The sequence below is a fragment of the Delftia sp. PE138 genome, assembly GCF_018320755.1.
GTDB lineage: Bacteria > Pseudomonadota > Gammaproteobacteria > Burkholderiales > Burkholderiaceae_C > Comamonas > Comamonas tsuruhatensis.
In genome coordinates this window covers 504,696-523,797 of sequence record NZ_JABEPN010000005.1, presented here as the reverse complement: position 1 = coordinate 523,797, position 19,102 = coordinate 504,696, and the positions used below count along the sequence as shown (strand labels likewise).

The 19,102-nt window shown below is 68.8% G+C and carries 16 protein-coding genes and 1 rRNA gene; 14 read left to right on the top strand and 3 right to left on the bottom strand.

Features of this window, described 5'->3' with window-relative positions:
• The first annotated feature begins 138 nt into the window (after nucleotides 1–138).
• From rrf to HFGMBDPB_RS19900, 4 genes are all read left to right on the top strand, one after another.
• Nucleotides 139–251 (top strand): 5S ribosomal RNA (gene rrf, locus HFGMBDPB_RS19915).
• 129 nt (nucleotides 252–380) lie between these two features.
• Nucleotides 381–1,124 (top strand): 16S rRNA pseudouridine(516) synthase, encoded by a 744-nt coding sequence (locus HFGMBDPB_RS19910; RefSeq protein WP_047327088.1) that lies wholly within the window; start codon nucleotides 381–383, stop codon nucleotides 1,122–1,124.
• 19 nt (nucleotides 1,125–1,143) lie between these two features.
• A complete protein-coding gene (guaD, locus tag HFGMBDPB_RS19905; protein ID WP_212646075.1) occupies nucleotides 1,144–2,553 on the top strand; it encodes a guanine deaminase in 1,410 nt (469 codons plus the stop codon).
• A 47-nt stretch (nucleotides 2,554–2,600) separates the two neighbouring features.
• A complete protein-coding gene (locus tag HFGMBDPB_RS19900; protein WP_016449645.1) occupies nucleotides 2,601–3,974 on the top strand; it encodes a uracil-xanthine permease family protein in 1,374 nt (457 codons plus the stop codon).
• Between the two features lie 100 nt (nucleotides 3,975–4,074).
• Here the strand turns inward: HFGMBDPB_RS19900 and HFGMBDPB_RS19895 are convergent, their stop codons facing one another.
• The 3 genes from HFGMBDPB_RS19895 to HFGMBDPB_RS19885 are packed head-to-tail and all read right to left on the bottom strand — an operon-like array spanning nucleotide 4,075 to nucleotide 6,764.
• On the bottom strand, nucleotides 4,075–4,524 hold the full coding sequence (locus HFGMBDPB_RS19895; RefSeq protein ID WP_016449644.1) for an RNA-binding S4 domain-containing protein: 450 nt from the start codon (nucleotides 4,522–4,524) through the stop codon (nucleotides 4,075–4,077).
• A 4-nt stretch (nucleotides 4,525–4,528) separates the two neighbouring features.
• A complete protein-coding gene (locus tag HFGMBDPB_RS19890; RefSeq protein ID WP_016454029.1) occupies nucleotides 4,529–6,016 on the bottom strand; it encodes a sensor histidine kinase in 1,488 nt (495 codons plus the stop codon).
• Between the two features lie 25 nt (nucleotides 6,017–6,041).
• Nucleotides 6,042–6,764: a response regulator transcription factor gene (locus HFGMBDPB_RS19885; RefSeq protein WP_016449642.1), complete on the bottom strand. Its 723-nt coding sequence runs from the start codon at nucleotides 6,762–6,764 to the stop codon at nucleotides 6,042–6,044.
• Between the two features lie 100 nt (nucleotides 6,765–6,864).
• Here HFGMBDPB_RS19885 and HFGMBDPB_RS19880 point away from each other — a divergent pair, with 100 nt between their 5' ends.
• The 10 genes from HFGMBDPB_RS19880 (at nucleotide 6,865) to HFGMBDPB_RS19835 (ending at nucleotide 19,059) form a co-directional block, all read left to right on the top strand.
• Entirely contained in the window at nucleotides 6,865–7,824 is a 960-nt protein-coding gene (locus HFGMBDPB_RS19880) for a Bug family tripartite tricarboxylate transporter substrate binding protein (RefSeq protein ID WP_016449641.1), read from the top strand.
• Nucleotides 7,825–8,040: 216 nt separating this feature from the next.
• Nucleotides 8,041–8,610, top strand: coding sequence for a tripartite tricarboxylate transporter TctB family protein (locus HFGMBDPB_RS19875; RefSeq protein WP_016454030.1), 570 nt, complete (start codon nucleotides 8,041–8,043; stop codon nucleotides 8,608–8,610).
• On the top strand, nucleotides 8,610–10,124 hold the full coding sequence (locus tag HFGMBDPB_RS19870) for a tripartite tricarboxylate transporter permease (protein ID WP_212646074.1): 1,515 nt from the start codon (nucleotides 8,610–8,612) through the stop codon (nucleotides 10,122–10,124). Before HFGMBDPB_RS19875 ends, HFGMBDPB_RS19870 begins: the two co-directional genes overlap by 1 nt.
• A 200-nt stretch (nucleotides 10,125–10,324) precedes the next feature.
• On the top strand, nucleotides 10,325–11,638 hold the full coding sequence (locus HFGMBDPB_RS19865; RefSeq protein WP_212646073.1) for an SGNH/GDSL hydrolase family protein: 1,314 nt from the start codon (nucleotides 10,325–10,327) through the stop codon (nucleotides 11,636–11,638).
• A 103-nt stretch (nucleotides 11,639–11,741) separates the two neighbouring features.
• The gene (locus HFGMBDPB_RS19860) at nucleotides 11,742–12,260 is read left to right on the top strand and encodes a sigma-70 family RNA polymerase sigma factor (RefSeq protein ID WP_212646072.1); all 519 of its coding nucleotides are present in this window, start codon (nucleotides 11,742–11,744) and stop codon (nucleotides 12,258–12,260) included.
• A gap of 9 nt (nucleotides 12,261–12,269) precedes the next feature.
• Nucleotides 12,270–13,307 carry a FecR domain-containing protein gene (locus tag HFGMBDPB_RS19855; protein WP_212646071.1) on the top strand — a complete coding sequence of 346 codons (1,038 nt, stop codon included), beginning with the start codon at nucleotides 12,270–12,272 and terminating at the stop codon, nucleotides 13,305–13,307.
• A 163-nt stretch (nucleotides 13,308–13,470) separates the two neighbouring features.
• Entirely contained in the window at nucleotides 13,471–15,285 is a 1,815-nt protein-coding gene (locus HFGMBDPB_RS19850) for an ABC transporter ATP-binding protein (RefSeq protein ID WP_212646070.1), read from the top strand.
• Nucleotides 15,279–17,096: an ABC transporter ATP-binding protein gene (locus tag HFGMBDPB_RS19845; protein ID WP_212646069.1), complete on the top strand. Its 1,818-nt coding sequence runs from the start codon at nucleotides 15,279–15,281 to the stop codon at nucleotides 17,094–17,096. The genes HFGMBDPB_RS19850 and HFGMBDPB_RS19845 overlap by 7 nt, the downstream gene beginning before the upstream one ends.
• Entirely contained in the window at nucleotides 17,093–18,097 is a 1,005-nt protein-coding gene (locus tag HFGMBDPB_RS19840) for an ABC transporter permease (RefSeq protein ID WP_070080542.1), read from the top strand. The genes HFGMBDPB_RS19845 and HFGMBDPB_RS19840 overlap by 4 nt, the downstream gene beginning before the upstream one ends.
• Nucleotides 18,097–19,059 (top strand): iron chelate uptake ABC transporter family permease subunit, encoded by a 963-nt coding sequence (locus HFGMBDPB_RS19835; RefSeq protein WP_047470984.1) that lies wholly within the window; start codon nucleotides 18,097–18,099, stop codon nucleotides 19,057–19,059. The genes HFGMBDPB_RS19840 and HFGMBDPB_RS19835 overlap by 1 nt, the downstream gene beginning before the upstream one ends.
• The last annotated feature ends 43 nt before the right edge of the window (nucleotides 19,060–19,102 follow it).

Below are 19,102 nucleotides of genomic sequence, written 5' to 3'. Positions count from 1 at the left end.
GAGGCTTGACCCTATAACTTTGATGACGTGATCATCAAGGTGGTTATGCCAAGTAAGGCGCAGTCAAAATACAAAGCTGATTACAGACTCTATGAATTCGTTGTGTTGCTCACAAGAGCAGCATGACAACAAGTTATGCCTGATGACCATAGCAAGTTGGTACCACTCCTTCCCATCCCGAACAGGACAGTGAAACGACTTTGCGCCGATGATAGTGCGGGTTCCCGTGTGAAAGTAGGTCATCGTCAGGCTCTTACAGCCCAAGAAACCCCGTAGCCCAAAGCTACGGGGTTTTTTGCTTGTTTGCGCAGAAGTACTTGTATCGTCGCCTGCGCGATGTGCGTGCGCCATGGTGGGCGCAGACGGCTTGAAAGATGAACATGCAACTGCAAGACATTCTGTATTCCCAAGGGTTCGGCATCCGCCGCGTGTGTTCCGGACTGGTCCAGCAGGGCTGGGTGGAACTGTGGGACACCGAGGCCAATGACTGGGTGCGTTGCCTCGACTCCACGCAGGACATCGATCCTGAAGGCCTGCGCTATCGCGTACAGGGCGTGGAGTGGGCCTATCACGCGCTGGGCTATGTGCTGCTGCACAAGCCGGCGGGCACGGAGTGCTCGCAAAAGCCTTCAACCTATCCGAGCATTTACTCGCTTTTGCCCATGCCGCTGCGCCAGCGCCCGAACAAGGGTGCCGTGCAGGGCGTGCAGGCCGTGGGCCGGCTGGACCAGGACACGACGGGCCTGCTGCTGCTCAGCGATGACGGCCAGTTCATCCACCGCATGAGTTCGCCCAAGAAGCATGTGCCCAAGGTCTACCGTGTGACCACCAAGCATGCCGTGGATGCGCGGCAGGTGCAGCGCCTGCTGGAGGGCGTGGTGCTTGATGACGACCCCAAGCCCGTCAAGGCGGCTGCCTGCGAGCAGGTGAGCGAGCATGTGCTGGACCTCACGCTGACCGAGGGCAAGTACCACCAGGTCAAGCGCATGATCGCCGCCGTTGGCAACCGCGTCGAAGGCCTGCACCGCTGGAAGATTGGCGAGCTGGAGCTCACCGAGGACCTGCAGCCGGGCCAGTGGCGGTGGTTGACGGCCGAGGACCTGGCCAAGCTCAAGGCCAAGTGAGGCAGGGGGCCGCGTTTCCATGATGAATTGCGCTGACCCTGGCCGGGGCTGGGCCCTGTTGTGCACTGCTTTCGATGCGCCCGTGCCGGATGCGCTGCGCATCCAGCAGGACGTGCTGATCGTGGTGGATGGCCGTGGCATGGTCGATGCCGTGCTGGAGCGCGGTGATCCCCGCCGCGCCGCTCTGGAGGCCGCGCATGCGGCAGCGGGCACGCTGAAGCGCCTGCCCGAGGGCCAGTACCTTTTGCCCGGCATGGTGGACCTGCATGTGCATGCGCCGCAGTGGCCGCAAAGCGGCAAGGCCCTGGATGTGCCGCTGGAAACCTGGCTGCAGGAGTACACCTTTCCCCTGGAAGCGCGCTACGGCGATGCCGGCTTTGCCACTTCGGTGTACGACAGCGTGGTGCGTACGCTGCTGGCCAATGGCACGACGACGGCCATGTACTTCGGCACCATCCACGCCGTGGGCAACCAGGTGCTGGCCGAACGCTGCCTGGCCCTGGGCCAGCGCGCCCTGGTCGGCAAGGTGGCCATGGACGAGCCGTCGCAATGCCCCCCGTACTACAAGGACGACAGCGCAGCCGAAGGCATTGCCGAGACGGCACGCTTCATCGACTGGCTGCGCCAGCATCCGGACAACGCGCAGCAGCGCGTGCTGCCGGTGATCACGCCGCGCTTCATTCCTTCATGCACCGACGAGCTGCTGCGCGGCCTGGGCGACCTGGCTGGACGCACTGGCGCCCATGTGCAAACCCATTGCTCCGAGAGCGACTGGGCGCATGCCCATGTGCTGGAACGCCAGGGCCGCACCGATGCGCATGCGCTGCATGATTTCGGCCTGCTCACGCGCCGCACGGTCGTGGCCCATGCCAACTTCCTCACGGCCGATGACGTGGCACTGATGGCGCGCACGGGCGCCTCGGTAGCGCATTGCCCTCTGTCCAACTTCTATTTCGCCAACAGCGTTTTCCCCGCGCGCAGCGGCCGCGAGCAGGGCCTGGGCATGGGACTGGCCACGGACATTTCGGGGGGCTACAGCCCCAGCATGTTCGACGCCTGCCGCCATGCCATGACAGCCTCGCTGGCCTTGCACGAAGGCGTGGATCCGGCGCAGACGGCCGCCCGGCGCGGCAGGGCGGGGCAGGGCGTGCAGGCCCGCATCGACCACGTCTTTGCACTGTGGCTGGCCACGGCGGCGGGTGGCGATGCGCTGGACCTTCCCATTGGCCGCATCGAGCCCGGCCATGCCATGGATGCCCTGGCCGTCGACTGCCTGGCGCCGGACTCCAATGTGCAGATCTGGCCCGAGCAGGACGGCCCGGCCGACATCCTGCAGAAGATCATCCACCATGCCACGCGTGCCAATGTGGCCTGCACCTGGGTGCAGGGCGCGTGCGTGCACCGGCGCCAGGCGGCCAGCCCCGCCTGAAGACCGGCTGCGTTTGCGCACTGGCTGTTTCCCGCGTTTTCCGCTCCATGACCGAACCGACCTCCTCCTACGAAGGGCGCCTGATCGCCCGCCCTGACGACCGCGTCACGCTCTCCCAGGCCCTGTTGCTGGGCCTGCAGCATGTGATGGCCATGGACGTGTATGTCGTGCCCTTCATCATTGCCTCGGCCCTGGCGCTGTCGCAGGCCGACGCGGCGTCCATGATCCAGTCCACCTTCCTCGCAGCGGGACTGGGCACGCTGATCCAGACGGCCTGGTGCATGCGCATGCCCGTGGCACAAGGGCCTTCCTACATTCCCCTGGGTGCCATCCTGGCCGTGGCCTTTGGCGCGGGCGGTGGCTTCGGCGGCATGGGAGCGGTCTATGGCGCGCTGATTCCGGGAGCGCTCATCGTCATCGCGCTGGGGGCGCTGGGCTGGTTCCACCGCGTGATCCGCTGGCTGGTGCCGCCCATCGTCGGCGGCACCATCATCCTCGTGGTGGGGCTGTCGCTGCTGCCGATTGCGCTGAGCGCCAACGTGTTCGCGGTCCACGGCGGCATGACGGTCAACCAGTCCATTGCGCTGGCTTCGGTATCGGCGGCGCTGCTGATTGCGGCCATGATGCTGGGCCTGCGCTTCGACAACCGGCTGGGCCGCTGGATGCGCCTGTCGTCGGTGATCATCGCGCTGGCTGGCGGCACGGCCGTCGCCTGGGGCATGGGGCTGTTTGCCTGGCAGCCCATTGCCGATGCGCCCTGGCTCACGCTGCCCAAGCTGGCCGGCATCGACTATCCGCTGCAGTTCTCGCTGCCCGCCGTGCTCACCTTCGTCGTGATCTACCTCGTGGTCATGGCGGAGACCACGGGCACGTGGTTCGCGGTCTCGGCCGTGATCAACCAGCCCATCACCAGCCGCCAGCTGGACCGTGGCGCCGTGGGCGAAGGCCTGAGCTGCAGCGTGGCCGCGCTAATAGGTGCCACGCCGGTCACCGGCTACTCCACCAACGCCGGCGTGATCTCCATCACCGGCGTGGCCAGCCGCATGGTTTTCATTGCAGCCGGCCTGGTGCTGGCCTGCCTGGGCTTCCTGGGCAAGTTCTCCGCACTGATCGCGGCCATTCCCTCGCCCGTGATCGGCGGCATGTTCGCCGTGGTCTGCGTGACCATTGCCATGGCGGGCATCCGCATCCTGCGCCATGTGCGCCTGGACGAGCGTGCCATGCTGGTGGTGGGCGTGCCCATCATCTGCTCCTTCTTTGCCACCCTGGCCCCCAAGGACTGGGTGCAGACCCTGCCGGACATGCTGCAGTACCTGCTGGGCTCGGCCGTGACCGTGGGCGCCATGGCCGCCATGGTGATGAACCTCATCCTGCCGCGCGCGCAGGATGACGATGCCCCGGCCAGGGACCAGGTGGTCTGAACGCCGCAGGGCCTGCTTCCCGCAAATCCATGCAAAAAGGCCATGCGCAGTTGTTGCGCATGGCCTTTTTTGCTGGAAGAGGCGGGCAGGGCCGTGCGATTCAGCGCCGGTCCAGATCGTCGATGGAGGCGCTCCAGCGGCTGTCCCAGCTGCCGCGCTCGCGCACCTGGTCGATCTGGCGGCGGTCGCGCTTGGTGGGGCGGCCTTCGTGCTGGCTGGCGATGCTGCTGGCGGGCTCCGGAGCCAGCCGGCGCTGCTCTGCCAGCCGTTCGCGCTCGGCCAGGCTTTCGGCGGTTTCCTCGTACAGGGCCTGGGCCACGGGGGCGGGGCCCCGCATGCCTGAGAGGCCGCGGATGACCACGGTGCGCGGGACCTGGCCCTGGCGCAGGGCCACGGTGTCGCCGCAGCGCACCTCGCGCGCGGGCTTGACCAGGGCTCCGTTGACGGTGACGCGGCCCTTGCCGATTTCCTCCGTCGCCAGGCTGCGCGTCTTGTAGAAGCGCGCGCACCACAGCCATTTGTCCAGACGCATGGATTCGATATCGGTCATGGCGTTATTGTGCGCGCGGCGCGGGGTGCTTGCCAGTGGCCGGCTGCAGCGGAATCGCCACGTGCGCATGCAATCCGCAGACCAGGCCTTGCCGGTAGATGTTGCGCAGCTCGATGGCGCCGCCCAGCGTCTGCACGATCTCGTGGCAGATGGCCAGCCCCAGGCCCGAGCCGCTGCGCGCATTGCCGGCCGAAAATGGCTGGAACAGCCTCTGCGCCAGCTCGCTGTCTATGCCCGGCCCGCTGTCGCGCAGGCTGAGCACGGCCTGGCTGCCGGCCTGGTGCACGCTGATGTGCAGGCTGCCGGCCGCAGGCATGTGGCGTATGGCGTTGTGCAGCAGGTTGCGCGTGAGCTCGCGCAGCATCCATTCGTGGGCAGGAACGGGGCAGGGCTCCGTGTCTATGGAAAAGTCGATGTCCTGCTCCGCAATCAGCGGCGACAGTTCGATGGCCACGTCGCGCACCACTTCGTCCAGCAGGCTGGGCGCGGGCGATGCGGGCTCGGCGCTGTCTTCCTGGCGCAGCTGCTCGACCTTGGCCAGCGCCAGCATCTGGTTGGCCAGGCGCGTGGCGCGGTCCACGGTGGCGCCGATTTCCTCAAAGGCCTGCTCGGCTGGCACATCGCCGCGCTGGGCCGACTGCAGCTGTGCCTTGAGCACGGCCAGCGGCGTGCGCAGCTGGTGCGACGCGTCGCGCACAAAGCGCTTTTGGTCCGACAGCAGCTGGCGCAGCCGCAGCATGAGCTGGTTGATGGCCTCCAGCAGCGGCTGCAACTCGCGCGGTGCTGAGGGTGCCGACAGCGGGCTCAGGTCGCCGCGCGGGCGCGATCGCAGGTCGCTGCTGAGCCGGCGCACGGGCTGTGTGGCGCGCTGGACGACGAAGATCACGATCAGCGCCACGGCGGCCACCAGCAGGGCCTGCCGCGCCAGCGTGGTGCGCAGGATCTGCAGGGCCAGCGCTTCACGCAGCTCCAGCGTCTCGGCCACCTGGATCACGGCCATGCCGCGCCCCTTGGCGCTGGCCACGGGCTGCAGCAGCACGGCCATGCGCACGGGCCGGCCCCGGAACTGTGCGTCGTAGAAGTCGACCAGGGCCGCGTAGGGCGGGCGCTGGGGAATGACGCCATGCCACATGGGCAGCTCGCCAAAGCCCGACACCATTTCCCCCTCCAGCGTGGAGACGCGGTAGAACATGCGGCTCTGGTTGTCGGCCTCGAAGATCTCCAGCGCCGAGTAGGGAACGATGGCATGCAGCTGGGCGGACTCGTCATAGCCCGTCACATCCAGCTGCTCGCTGATGCTCTTGGCCGAGGCCAGCAGCGTGCGGTCATAGGCGGTGTTCAGCGCAGCCAGCGTCTGGTGGTACAGGCTCCAGGTATTGAAGCCAATGAACAGAATGACGGGCACGAGAATGCCCGTCAGCAGCTGGCGGCGCAGCGACCAGGGCTGGCGCGTGCGCGCGGGGGCGGGAAGGGGAAGACCGGGGTCGCGCATGGGCTGCGGTGAGTGGTGGAGTGCCTCAGGCCGACTCGGCCTTGAGCAGATAGCCCAGGCCGCGCAGCGTGACCAGCTGCACGCCTGTGCCCGACAGCTTCTTGCGCAACCGGTAGGCGACGACTTCCACGGCTTCGTACTGCACGTCCGACTCGCCGGGAAACACCAGCGCGAACAGGCGCTCCTTGGCCACGGCATGGCCGGGGCGTGCCAGCAGGGCGTGCATCAGGGCCAGCTCGCGCGGCGTCAGCTCCATGATCTCGCCATCGCGGTGGATGGCGCCGCTGGCCTTGTCGTAGCGCAGCGCACCCATGGCGATGGTCTCGGGCGGCGGCTTGGGCGTGAAGCTGTCGCTGCTGCGGCGCAGCAGGGCGCGCAGCCGGGCCTCCAGCTCGTCGAGGTCGAAGGGCTTGGCCAGGTAGTCGTCGGCACCGGCGTTCAGGCCCAGCACCCGGTCGCCCACGGTGCCGCGCGCGGTCAGGATGAGCACGGGCGTGCGCAGGCCCTGGCCGCGCGCCCTCTCCAGCACCTGCAGGCCGTCCAGGCCGGGCAGGCTCAGGTCCAGCACCACGGCGTCGGGCTCGCGCACCAGCCACTGCGCCAGGGCCGAGGGCCCGTCGGCCGCCGTCTCCACCTGGATGCCGCGCCTGATCAGCGTGCGCTGCAGCGTGGTGCGCATGGCGTTGTCATCTTCTACGAGCAGCAATTGCATGGGCCGGACGTTAGCACCGGGCGCGATGCAGGCCATCGTGGCGAGAGCGATCTAGGGATTCCCCTAGGGGTTTGGACAGCCATTTGACAGGTAGCGAACCGATCATCGACAGCCTTACAACACAAGGAGTCAAACCATGCGTCGTGATACTTTTCTGAAGTCGCTGGCCGCACTGGCCGCCGCAGGCAGCCTGCCGCTGTCTGCGCAGGCTGCGGCAGCCGTCAAGATGATGCTGCCGGCCAACCCCGGCGGCGGCTGGGACACCACGGGCCGTGCCCTGGGCAAGGCTTTGCAGGACGCTGGTCAGGCTGCTTCCGTCACCTATGACAACAAGGGTGGCGCCGCCGGCGCCATCGGCCTTGCGCAGTTCGTCAACGGCAGCAAGGGCGATCCCAACGCCATGATGGTCATGGGCGCCGTCATGCTGGGCGGCATCATCACGGGCAAGCCGCCCGTGAACCTCACGCAGGCCACGCCGCTGGCCCGCCTGACCAGCGAGTACAACGTCTTCGTGCTGCCCGCCAACTCGCCCTTCAAGAACATGGCCGAGGTGATCGCCCAGCTCAAGAAGGACCCGGGCTCCGTCAAGTGGGGCGGCGGCTCGCGCGGCTCCACCGAGCACATTGCGGCGGCCATGATTGCGCGTGAAGTCGGCGTCGATCCCTCCAAGATCAACTACGTGGCATTCCGTGGAGGCGGCGAGGCCATCTCCGCCATCCTGGGCGGCAACGTCACCGTGGGCGGCAGCGGCTACAGCGAGTTCGCCGAGTACATCGGCACCGGCAAGATGAAGCCCATCGGCGTGACCTCGGGCCAGCGCCTGAAGGGCGTGGACGTGCCCACGCTCAAGGAGCAGGGCATCAACGTGGAGATCGGCAACTGGCGCGGCGTGTACGGCGCGCCCGGCATCACCAAGGCACAGCGCGATGCGCTGGTCGCCATGATCGAGAAGGCCACCAAGAGCAAGGCCTGGGCCGAGGCGCTGCAGAAGAACGACTGGACGCCTGCATGGCTGGCCGGCGATGCCTTCGGCGAGTTCGTGGACCAGGAGTTCGCGAGCCTGCGCGCCACCATGGTCAAGTCCGGCATGGTGTGATCGAGCTGCTGCACCGGCCTCTTGCGGGGTCGGTGCAGCAACAGGCCCGCACTCCTGCGGGCCTCGGCAGGCGCCAGTCGCAGCGCCTGCTTCAAGAAGCGGAAGATGCCCGCGCGCCGCGCCAGCGGCTCGCAGGCCCCGGCGGCTTAATTTTTTCCCCACGTCTGCAGCGGTGGCCGGCCCGGTCGCCGGTCCCGCTGCGGCCAGGAACTGACCATGTCCGAGTCCTCACAACCCAATCCACTTGCCACGGATGCCGCCCAGGCCGATGAGCCCAGCGGCTTTCCCTCGGTACGCGCGCAGACCATCGTCGGCTCCGGCGTGCTGCTTGTCGCCGCAGGCCTGGCCTTCGGCGCGCTGCAAATCCCTGGCGATGCCGGCTACGGCGGCGTCGGCCCCAATTTCCTGCCCTGGCTGTGTGCCTTGGTGCTCGCAGTCTGCGGCGCCTGGCTGGTCTGGGAGGCACGCACGGGCGGCTTTCGCGAAGCCTCTTGCGGGGGCGGCCACCCACGAGCCGACATCGGCGCCTTCGTCTGGGTGTCGACGGGCCTGCTGGTCAATGCCGTGCTGATCGGCACCGTGGGCTTCATCGTCAGCTGCACCGTCTGCTACGTGCTGGCCGTGCAGGGCCTGCGCCGTGCCGGCGGCCAGGCCCAGGCGGGCAAGCCCATCACCTGGGCCAAGGACGTGGTCACCGGGCTGCTGATCTCGGCGCCCGTGTTCTGGGCCTTCACGCAATTCCTGGCGATCAACCTGCCGGGCCTGACTGAGACGGGGTGGCTGTAATGGAAATCTTTGACGCACTGCTGGCGGGCTTTGCCACCGCCATCACTCCGGCCAACCTGCTGTGGGCCCTGGTCGGCTGCGCCCTGGGCACGGCCGTGGGCGTGCTGCCCGGCATCGGACCGGCCGTGGCCGTGGCCATGCTGCTGCCCATCACCGCCAAGGTCGATGTCACCGCCTCGATGATCTTCTTCGCGGGCATCTACTACGGCGCCATGTACGGCGGCTCCACCACCTCCATCCTGCTGAACACTCCCGGGGAGACCGCGAGCATGGTCACGGCCATGGAGGGCAACAAGATGGCCAAGAGCGGCCGCGCGGGCGCCGCGCTGGCCACCTCCGCCATCGGCTCCTTCGTGGCCGGCACCGTGGCCACCGTGGTCGTCACGCTGTTCGCGCCTTCGGTGGCCGACTTCGCCGTCAAGCTGGGCCCGCCCGAGTACTTCATGCTGATGGTGCTGGCGTTCACCACCGTGAGCGCCGTGCTGGGCCAGAGCGCATTGCGCGGCATGACGGCCCTGTTCCTGGGGCTGGCGCTGGGCTGCATCGGCATGGACCAGATCTCGGGCGCTGCGCGCTACACCATGGGCAAGATGGAACTGCTGGACGGCGTGGACATCGTGCTCGTGGCCGTGGGCCTGTTCGCCGTGGCCGAAGTGCTGTACGCCGCCATGTACGAAGGCAAGGTCGTCGATACGCAAAACAAGATGGGCCGCGTGCACATGACCGGCCGTGACTGGAAGCGTTCGTGGCCCGCGTGGCTGCGCGGCACCGTCATCGGCACGCCCTTCGGCTGCATTCCCGCCGGCGGCACCGAGATTCCGACCTTCCTGAGCTATGCCACCGAGAAGAAACTGGCCAAGGGCGAGGACCGTGCTGAGTTCGGCAACAAGGGCGCCATCGAAGGCGTGGCCGGCCCAGAGGCGGCCAACAACGCCACCGTGACCGCCGCGCTGATCCCGCTGCTGACCCTGGGCATTCCCACCAGCAACACCACGGCCGTGCTGCTGGGCGCCTTCCAGAACTACGGCATCAACCCCGGCCCGCAGCTGTTCAGCTCGTCCGCGGCCCTGGTCTGGGCGCTGATCGCCTCGCTGTACATCGGCAACCTGATGCTGCTGGTGCTCAACCTGCCCATGGTGGGCCTGTGGGTCAAGCTGCTCAAGATTCCGCGTCCCCAGCTGTACGCCGGCATCCTGATCTTCGCCACCGTGGGTGCCTACGGCATGCGCCAGAGCGCGTTCGACCTGTTCCTGCTGTACGGCATCGGCGTACTGGGCGTGATCATGCGCCGCTTCGACTTCCCCACCGCGCCCGTGGTGGTGGGCATGATCCTGGGCCCCCTGGCCGAGGCGCAGATGCGCAACGCCGTGTCCATCGGCGAAGGCAGCTGGTGGATCTTCCTGCAGCGCCCCATGTCGCTGACGCTGATCATCATCGTGGCCTGCGTGCTCATCGTGCCGCGCGTGCTCAAGCGCCTGCAGCCCAAGCCCTCGCCGCAGGCCACTGCCGGCTGACGCCAACCCGTTGCTAGCCGGCCCGTCGATGCTACGCATGGCGTCCACGGGCCCCTGACAGCCCCTGCCTTTCGAGGCAGGGGCTTTTTTCGTCAGCTGGTTGATGCCTTCCATTCACAGATGGTGTTCCAGCAGACCGTCTAGTCCCGCGCCGCCCTTGAATCCATGATCCAGCCATCGACAGACATCGGATTCCTTGCATGCGGCAACTTTTTCCATCGCTTTCCACGGCCTCGGGCGCGGCCCTTCTGGCGCTTGTGATTTCCACGCCAGCCATGGCGGATTCAACGGCGCCGGCGGGTTCGGCTGAAGTCTCCCACTGGGCTGCCACGTGGCAGGCCAGCCCGCAGCCGGTCTGGGGGGCGGATTTCCTCTTTCCCACCAACCTGCCCGCTGTGCTGCAGGACCAGACCGTGCGCCAGGTGGCGCGCATCAGCCTGGGCGGGCCGCGCCTGCGCATCGTGCTGTCCAACGCCTACGGCGGCCAGCCTGTGACCGTGGGCAGGGCGACCGTGGCAAAGCCGTTGCCGGCAGGCGCCGTCGAGTCCGGCAGCCTGCAGGCCGTGACCTTTGGCGGCAGCGCGCAAGCCACCATTGCCGCAGGCGCATCCCTGGTCAGCGACCCTGTGGCCTTGCCGCTGGCCTCGCTGTCGCAGGTGGCCGTGAGCCTGTACCTGCCCGGTGCCACGCCTGTGCAGAGTTTTCACTGGGATGGGCGTCAGACCGGCTGGATCGTGGCGGGCGACCAGGCCGCGGCTGCGGCGCTGCGGACTTCGGCTCCTGGCACGCTCAGCAGCACGGCCCGCCCGCTGTTGGCGGGTATTCAGGTCGAGGCCGACCCCGCGGCGCCCGCGGTGCCCGTGGTAGCGGTGATGGGCGACTCCATCACCGACGGCGCCACGGCCAGCCTGGACAGGGACAGCCGCTGGCCGGATTTCCTGGCCGCGCGCCTTGCGCCGCACGGCGCGGCGGTGGTCAATGCCGGCATCTCGGGGGCGCGCCTGCTGTCCGACGGCATGGGCGCGTATGCCCTGGCGCGGCTGGAGCGTGATGTGCTGGCCCAGCCCGGTGTGCGCAGCCTCATCGTGCTGCTGGGCATCAACGATATTTCCTGGCCCGGCACGGCCTTTGCGCCGCGGGCGCAGCGCCCCACGCTGCAGGACATGGCAGAGGGCTATCGCCAGCTGGTTGCCAGGGCGCGCAGCCACGGCCTGCGCGTGATCGGCGCCACCTTGCCGCCTTTCGAGGGCGCCTTGCCAGGCACGCCGCTGGACGACTACTACCAGGACGAAAAGGACGATCTGCGCCGGCAGGTGAACGCCTGGATACGCCTGGGCGGCGCCTTCGATGCCGTCATCGACTTCGACGCCGTGCTGCGCGACAGCGCCCACCCGGCACGCATGGCGGCGCGCTTCGACTCGGGCGACCACCTGCATCCTGGCGACGAAGGCAACCGCGCCATGGCCAACGCGGTAGACCTGAACGCCATACTGCCCGGCCTGCCACAGCGCTAGTGCGTCGCGGCGGCGGGGGCTGGCTTCCATATAAAATGCAAATGGTTCTCATTTGTCATACATCCCCGGCGTACCTGCGCCCTGGGGCACAGGGAGGGGTACTGTGGCCGCCGCCGAGTTTGCGCTTCAGCAACAAGTCGAAATTCTCTACACCGATCACCATGGCTGGCTGCGCGGCCTGCTGCGCCGCAAGCTGGGCAATGCCTTTGATGCGGCCGATCTGGCGCACGACGTCTACCTGCAACTGCTGCGCACCGGCCGTGTTCCGCCGGCCGACGAGCACCGCCGCCATCTCACCCAGATCGCCAACGGCCTGGTGATCGACCTGTACCGGCGCCGCCGCGTGGAGGCGGCCTATCTTGAAGCGCTGGCCCTGCTGCCCGAGCAGATGGCGCCCTCCGAAGAAACACGTGCCCTGGCGCTGGAGGCGCTGGTGGAGATCGATGCCGCGCTGAACGGCCTGCCGCCCAAGGCGCGCAAGGCCCTGCTGCTGTGCAAGCTCGACGGCATGGCCTACCGAGATATCGCGGCCGAGCTGGGCGTGTCCGTGTCCTCGGTGGAGAAATACATCGCTGCCGGCCTGCTGGCCTGCTACCAGGCGCTGCACGGCGCCGTGTGCTGAGTGGCCGGCATGTCTTCATCTCCGGCATCGGCCGCGTCAGCCGCATCCACTGACGCCTGCGCAACTGCGTCCGCCAGCGAGCCGCTGGAGCCGGCCATCGTCCAGCGCGCCGCCGAATGGATGGCACGCCTGTGGGCTGACGACGCCAGCGATGAAGACCGCGCCGCCTGCGCCCGCTGGCGTGCCGAGCATCCGCGGCACGAGCTGGCCTGGAGCCGGCTGCAGGCCTTTGACGACAAGCTGCGCAGCGTGCCCGGCGGCATCGCGCGGCATACGCTGGCGGACACCTCCGCTGCGTCGCCGGCGCCCCGGGGCCGCCGCCGTGCCATGCAGTTGCTGGGCCTCATGGCCACGGCCGGAGGCATTGCCCATGTGGTGCGCGGCACCGATGCATGGCAGGTCGCCGCCGCCAGCCATGGCACGGCGCGCGGTGAAGTCCGAGAGATCACGCTGCCGGATGGCACGCAGGTGGTGCTGGCCTCTGCCTCGGCCATCGACCTGCGCTTTGACCATGCCGAGCGCCTGATCCTGCTGCGCGCCGGCGAAATCCTCGTCACCACCGCGCCCGATCCGCAAAGCACACCCCGCCCGCTGCGCGTGCGCTCGCGCCACGGCACGGTGCAGGCCCTGGGCACGCGCTTCACGCTGCGCCAGGAAGAAGAGCATTCACGCGTGGCCGTGTTCGAGGGCGCGGTGGAGGTGCGTCCTGCCAGGGCGCCGGGCCAGGTGGTGCGCGTGGATGCGGGGCAGGGCGCCGTCTTCACTGGCGAGCAGGCCCGGGCTCCGGTGCCTGCGCAGGAAAGTGCCGCCGCCTGGGCGCGCGGCGTGCTGGTGGCCGACAACATGCCGCTGGGCGAGCTGGTGGCCGAGCTGGCGCGCTACCGCACAGGCCTGCTGCGCTGCGACCCACAGGTGGCAGGCCTGCGCGTCACGGGCGTGTTCTCGTTGCGCGACACCGACCGCGCCCTGCACAACCTGGCCCTGGGCCTGCCCGTGCAGGTGGTCTCGCGCACGCGCTACTGGGTCACGGTGCAGGCGGCGGGCTGAGGCTTCTTTCATCGCGGCGCCTTCCCCGTTTCTCGGAACCCGTTACCGGCTGATTCAACTTTCTGCCCCTGGGGATTGAGGGTTTGGCGTTCTCGTTCGGAAGACAGGCAAGAGCCCTTGTTTTCTGTTCTTTTCTGATCCGCCATGCCTTCCAGGAGAACCCATGCACTCACCCGAGGCCGATGACGCCCAGGCCGGCCCCGGCCCCATTGCGCAGACGCTGCAGCCCATCCGCGCGCAGCTTGTTCTTGCCGCGCTGCTGTCGTTTGCGGGCGCCGTGCTGGCGCTGGCGCCGCTGGCCGGCATCGCCCACATCGCGCGGCTGGCGCTGGCCGATGGCGGCATGGTGGCGGCAGATGCCTGGCACGTCATCGCGCTGTGCCTTGTCTGCCTGTTCGCGGGCATGGCCCTGGTGTCGGCGGGCGAGCTGGTTGCACATCTGGCCGACAACCGTCTCACCCACGGGCTGCGCCTGTCGGCCATGCAGCGGCTGGCGCGTGTGCCGCTGGGCTGGTTCACCGAGCGGGCCTCGGGCCAGGTCAAGCAGGCCATGCAGGACGACGTGGCCACCCTGCACGAGCTGACCGCGCACTTCTACACCACGGTGGGGCGCGGCGCGGGCACGGTGGCCGCTTCTGCGGTCTACCTGGTGGCCATGGACTGGCGCATGGCCCTGGTCTCGGCCCTGCCGTTCGGCATCTTCTTTCTGGTGATGCGCCACGCCATGCGGGCCAGCAGTGCCCACATGCCGGCCTTTGGCGCGGGACTGGCGCGCATCAACAACGCGGTGGTGGAGTTCGTGCACGGCATTCCCGTGGTCAAGGCCTTTGGCGCCAGCGGCCGAGCACATGGCAGCTACCGCGAGGCCGTCGATGGCTTTACCGACGCCTTCCTCGGCTTTGCGCGTCCGCTGGTGTCGGCGCGCGCCAATGCCAATGCGCTGATCGCGCCCGTGGCCGTGCTGGGGGTGGTGCTGGCCTTTGGCACGCTGTTCACGGCCCTGGGCTGGATGGCGCCCGTGGACGTGCTGCCCTTTGCCCTGGTGGCGCCGGGCATCAGCGCGCCGCTGCAGCTGCTCAGCTTCAACCTGCATGCGCTCAACCACGCCACGGGCGCCGCCCAGCGCGTGCAGGCGCTGCTGCGCACGCCCGTGCTGGAGCAACCGGCCGCCGATCAATGCAGGCTGCCCCAAGGCTGCGAAGTCCGCTTCGAAGGCGTGGGCCATGCCTACGAGGCGGGGCATGACGTGCTCAAGGGCATGGATTTCACGCTCAGGCCCGGCACGGTGACCGCCGTGGTGGGGGGCTCGGGCGCGGGCAAGTCCACGCTCGCCCGGCTGCTGCTGCGCTTCTTCGACCCGAACGAAGGGCGCATCACGCTGGGCGGGGTGGACCTGCGGCAGATCGAGACCGCACAGCTGTACCGCCACCTGGCCTTTGTGCTGCAGGACGTGCGCCTGGTGCATGCCAGCGTGCGCGAGAACATCGCACTGGGCCGGCCCTCGGCCAGCGCGCAGGAGGTGGAAGAGGCGGCGCGCGCCGCCCACATCCATGAACGCATCCTGGCGCTGCCGCGCGGCTATGACTCCGTGATCGGCGAAGACGCCCAGCTGTCCGGGGGCGAACAGCAGCGCCTGAGCATTGCGCGCGCCGTGCTGCTGGATGCGCCCGTGCTGGTGCTGGACGAACCCACGGCCGCTGCCGATGCCGAGAGCGAGGCCGCCATCCAGGAAGCCCTGTCGCGCCTGGCCGCCGGACGCACCCTGCTGGTCATCGCTCACCGGCTGGATACCGTCATGCATGCGGACCAGATCCTGGTGGTGGAAGGCGGAGCCATCCGCGAGCGTGGCCGCCATGCCGAGCTGCTGGCGCTGGGCGGACGCTACGCACGGTTGTGGGCGCTGGGCGGGTACGAATCACAGCCCTCCCAATCCCTGCCTTCCACCCCCGCCCTGGCCACGGAGCTGCCCCCATGCTGAAGACCCTGATGCAACTGCTGGGCGACGACGCCCGGCTTTTCCGCCGCTATGCCTGCATGGCCGTGCTGCATGGCCTGCTCAGCGGGCTGGTCGTCACGGCCCTGGTGCCCGTGGCGTCGCGCCTGCTGGCAGGCGATACGCGCGGCGCCGCGGCCTGGCTGGCCGTGCTGCTGGCGGGCGTGGTGTTGTGCTGGGCCTGGCAGCGCCAGGTGGAAAAGGCCGGCCTGGGCCTGGGCGCCGCCGTGCTGCGCGTGGCGCGCCACCGGCTTGGCGACCATGTGGCCCGCCTGCCCGTGGGATGGTTCACGCCCGAGAACACGGCCCGGCTCAACCACGTTGTCTCGCAGGGAATGATGGAAGTGGCCCAGCTGCCGGCCCATGTGTTCACGCCCGTGTTCAGCGGCGCCGTGGCGCCCGTTGCCGTGGTGGCCGCGCTGTGTGCCATGGACTGGCGCATGGGCCTGATTGCACTGCTGGCGCTGCCGCTGCTGGCCGGCGTGCTGCTGGTCACCGCGCACCTGGGCCGCCGTGCCGACGAGCGCCTGCAGCGCAGCATGGCCGGCGCCAGCCAGCGCATGGTGGAGTTTGCGCAGGCGCAGTCCGTGCTGCGCGCCTTCAATGGCGAAGGCGGCGGCACGCGCTGGCTGGAGCAGGCACTGGGCCGGCAGCGCGCATCCGGCGCGCAGTCCATTCGCCTGGCGGCGCTGTCGGGCGTGCTCAACGGCTGGGCCATGCAGGCCGTGTTTGCGGCCCTGCTGGTGGCCGGCGCGCTGTGGCTGGACGAGCGCCTGGGCGGCGTTGCAGCACAGGGCATGGGAATGGAAGCTGCCATCCCCGTGATCGTGGCCCTGCTGCTGGCCTGCCGCCATGTCGATCCGCTGCTGGAGGTGGCAGGCTACGCCGACTCGCTGCGCGCCGCGCGCGTGCAGCTCGATGCCGTGCGCGACATCCTCGCGGTCCAGCCGCTGCCCGAGCCTGCCGTGCCCCAGGCGCCGTGCAATGCCTCGGTGGAGCTGCGCGATGTGGTGTTCCGCTACGCGCCGGGCCAGCCCGAGGTGCTGCGCGGCCTGAGCCTGCGCGTGGAGCCGGGCTCGATGACGGCGCTGGTGGGCGCCTCGGGCTCTGGCAAATCGTCCGTGCTGCGGCTGGTCGCACGCTTTTTCGATGTGCAGCAGGGCAGCGTTCTGGTGGGCGGCATCGACGTGCGCCAGATCGCGGGCGAGCGGCTGGCCGGGCAGATCAGCCAGATCTTCCAGGACAGCTACCTTTTCCAGGGCTCCATTGCCGACAACATCCGCATGGGCCGCCCGCAGGCCAGCGATGCCGAGGTGATGGAAGCCGCCCGCCAGGCCGGCGTGGCCGAAATCATCGAGCGCCTGCCGCAGGGCCTGGACACGCCGGTGGGCGAGGGCGGGGCGCGCCTGTCGGGCGGCGAGCGCCAGCGCATCGCCATCGCGCGTGCGCTCATCAAGGATGCGCCCATTTTGCTGATCGACGAGGCCACGGCCGCGCTGGATGCCGAAAACCAGGCCGCCATCGCCCAGGCGCTGGCGCGGCTGCGCGGCCGGCGCACGCTGATCGTGATTGCCCACCAGCTGTCCACCGTGGCCATGGCCGACCAGATCATCGTGCTGGACCAGGGCCGCGTCAGCGAGCAGGGCACGCCGCAGCAGCTGGCACAGGCGCAGGGCCTGTATGCGCGCTTTCTGGCGCGGCGGCGCGCCGCCAAGGGCTGGCGCATTGCGGGCACGGACACGGTAGCGGGCACGGGCACGGGCACGGGCACGGGCACGGGTGAGGACCTCCGTTGAGCGAGCCTGCGAAGCCAACGACAGGGACGCAGGTCCCGCGCCTGGCGCCGTGGCTGCTGCCGTTTGCCGCGCTGTGCTGCGCCTCCGTGCTCACCGGCGCGCGGCAGGTGGAATGGGGGCAGCTGCTGTCGCTGTCGGGCGATGCCTGGCTCACCCTCACGGCCAGCCGCCTGCCGCGCCTGGCAGCGCTGGTGCTCACGGGGGTGGGGCTGTCGGTGTGCGGCGTGGTGCTGCAGCAGATCGTGCAGAACCGCTTTGTGGAGCCTGCTACCTGCGGCGGTCTGGACGCGGCCAAGCTGGGCATTCTGGTGTCGCTGACGGTGGCGCCCGCCTCGGCCTTCACCTCGGGCGCGTGGGGCGTGGCCTGGCGCATGGTGTTCGCGCTGGTGTTCTGCCTGGGCGCCAGCCTGCTGTACGTGGCCATCATCCGCCGCATGCGCCTGCGCAACCTGGTGCTGGTGCCTGTGGTCGGCCTGATGTACGGCAGCGTGCTCAGCGCCATCGCCGAGTTCCATGCCTTCCGCCACAACCTGCTGCAAAGCATGCAGGGCTGGCTGCTGGGCGACTTCTCGCGCGTCGTGCAGGGCCACTACGAGATCATCTACCTCATCGTGCCCATCGTGGTGCTGACCTATGCGTTTGCGCACCGCTTCACCGTGCTGGGCATGGGCGAGGGCATGGCCACCAGCCTGGGGCTGAGCTATCCGGCGCTGGCCACGCTGGGCCTGGTGCTGGTGGCGGTCACCGTCTCGGCCACGGTCATCACCGTGGGCGCCATTCCCTTCGTGGGCCTGGTCATTCCCAACCTGGTGGCCATGCGATGCGGCGAGAACCTGGGCCGCACCCTGCCCATCGTCGCGCTCAGCGGCGCCTCGCTGCTGCTGGCCTGCGACATCGTGGGCCGGCTGATCATGCACCCCTTCGAGGTGCCGATCGGCCTGACGGCGGGCAGCGTGGGCGGCGTGCTCTTCCTCGTGCTCATCCTGCGCAGGAGGCCGTGATGCGCAAGGCCTTGCCTCACACCACCGCGTGGATTGCGGCTGCCGTGGTTGCCGTCGCGCTGGCGGCCTGCTTCGTGCTGCTGGGCTCGGGGCTGGACTTCGGCTACGTCATTGCACGGCGGCTGACGCGGCTGTCGGCCATCGTCATCGGCGGCATCTGCATTGCGCTGTCGTCCATCGTCTTCCAGACGCTTGCGGGCAACCGCATCCTCACCCCCGCCATCATGGGCTACGAGGCGGTCTACCTGCTGCTGCAGGCGCTGCTGGTGCTGGCCATGGGCGTGCAAAGCCTGGTGGTGCTGGGCCCCAGCGGCAACTTCTGGCTGTCGGTGGCGTGCATGCTGGGCTACTCCTGGGCCCTGCACCGCTGGCTGCTGGGCGGGGGCCGCGACAACGTGTACTTCCTGCTGCTGCTGGGCCTGGTGCTGGGCATGGTGATAGGCACCTTCACGCAGTTCGTGCAGCTGCGCATCAGCCCGGGCGAATTCTCGGTGCTGCAGGGCTACAGCTACACCTCGTTCAACCGCGCCCGGCCCGCGCAGCTGCTGTGGTCGGCACTGATCGTGGCCGTGGCCTGCGTGATCGTGCGGCGCAGCCTGCCCGTGCTGGACGTGCTGGCCCTGGGGCGCGAGCAGGCCATCTCGCTGGGCGTGCACTACCAGCGCCAGCTGCGCCTGCAGCTGGCGCTGATTGCCGCGCTGGTGGCGGTGTCCACCAGCCTGCTGGGGCCCACGGCCTTCATGGGCATCTTCGTGGCCCACATCAGCTATGCGCTGGCGGGCACGGCGCGCCACCGGGTCACGCTGCCGCTGGGCTGTGCCGTGGCCGTGTCCATCTTCATCGCGGCGCAACTGGCGGTGGAGCATGTCTTCAACTACCGCACCTCGGTGGGCATCCTCGTCAACCTGGTATGCGGCAGCTACTTCCTTGCACTCATGGTGCGCGGGCGCGGCCGGGCCTGAGCCGAGCACCGGCGCCACCAAAAAACAGTCAAGCAATGCATGC